Raw genomic sequence first — 1,508 nt, 5'->3', positions numbered from 1 at the left:
GTGTTGGCCGACTTCAGGTAGGCCTCGACTGTTTGCTTGCCGTCAGCGGCCTTCACGAAGACCTGGTTGAACAGGGACACTTCCTTCAGGTACTTCTGAACAGCGCCTTCGATCATCTTGGCAGCGATGTCAGCAGGCTTGCCGGATTCAGCAGCCTTGGCCGTGGCGACGCTGCGCTCGGTTTCGATCAGCGCAGCAGGCACGTCGTCAGACGACAGCGACACAGGCTTCATGGCGGCCACGTGCATGGCCACGTCCTTGGCGGCGACGTCGCTGCCAGTGAACTCGACCACCACACCGATACGCGAACCGTGCAGGTAAGCGGCCAGTTGGTTGTCACCGCTGAAGCGCTTGAAGCGGCGGATTGTCATGTTCTCGCCGATCTTGCCGATCAAAGCGGAACGAGTGGCTTCCACGGTAGCGCCGTTCAGCTCCAGCGCAGACAGGGCTTCCACGTCAGCGGGGTTCTTCTTGGCGATCAGTTCGGCCACGGCCTTGCCGAAACCCAGGAAGTCGTCGTTCTTCGACACGAAGTCGGTTTCGCAGTTGATTTCAACCAGGGCGCCGGTCGAGCCGTCGATGTAGGCCGACACGATGCCTTCTGCGGTCACGCGGGCAGCGGCCTTCGAAGCCTTGCTGCCCAACTTGACGCGCAGGATCTCTTCAGCCTTGACGAAGTCGCCATCGGCCTCGGTCAAAGCCTTCTTGCACTCCATCATGGGTGCGTCAGTCTTGGCGCGCAGTTCAGCGACCATGCTGGCGGTAATAGCAGCCATTTGCTTTCTCCGTTTGATTCAGGGGCGGTGTCATCACCGCCACACAGGAAATTCTGTTGAAAAAAAGGGGCTGATCCGTCAGCCCCTTCTTGCTAGGTCAAGGAGCCTCAGGCAGCTTCGTTGACTTCCACGAACTCGTCGTCGCCGGCAGCCACAGCCACCACTTCGTTCACGGCGTTGGCACGACCTTCCAGCACGGCATCAGCCACGGCCTTGGCGTACAACGCCACAGCCTTGGACGAGTCGTCGTTACCAGGAATGACGTAGTCGATGCCTTCGGGCGAGTGGTTGGTGTCAACCACGCCGATCACAGGAATGCCCAGCTTCTTGGCTTCGGCAATGGCGATCTTGTGGTAACCAACGTCGATCACGAACAGGGCGTCAGGCAGTGCGTTCATGTCCTGAATGCCGCCGATGTCCTTTTCCAGCTTGGTCAGTTCGCGTTGGAACAGCAAGCCTTCCTTCTTCTTCAGGTTGTCCAGGCCAGTTTCGACCTGAGCCTGCATGTCCTTCAACTTCTTGAGCGAGCCCTTGACGGTCTTGAAGTTGGTCAGCATGCCGCCCAACCAACGTTGGTTCACGAAGGGCACGCCAGCGCGTTCGGCTTCCAGAGCGATGGTGTCACGAGCTTGACGCTTCGTGCCGATCATCATCACGGTACCGCGACGGGCCGACAGTTGCTTGATGAACTTCAGAGCATCCTCGAACGCAGGCTGCGTCTTCTCGAGGTTG

At 59.2% G+C, this 1,508-nt stretch carries 2 protein-coding genes; both read right to left on the bottom strand.

Annotated features, from left to right (window positions below; genetic code table 11):
* A partial coding sequence (tsf, locus tag EPO09_RS21755; protein WP_290646629.1) for a translation elongation factor Ts occupies positions 1-776 on the bottom strand: 776 nt, incomplete at its 3' end.
* A 107-nt stretch (positions 777-883) separates the two neighbouring features.
* Positions 884-1,508, bottom strand: a 625-nt coding sequence (rpsB, locus tag EPO09_RS21750; protein WP_290646627.1) for a 30S ribosomal protein S2, incomplete at its 5' end; no start/stop codon positions are given.

It is taken from the genome of Aquabacterium sp. (assembly GCF_004297345.1).
In the GTDB taxonomy this organism is placed as follows: domain Bacteria; phylum Pseudomonadota; class Gammaproteobacteria; order Burkholderiales; family Burkholderiaceae_C; genus Aquabacterium.
The sequence above is the reverse complement of the archived record's forward strand: the minus strand, read 5'-3'. Positions and strand labels throughout refer to the sequence as shown.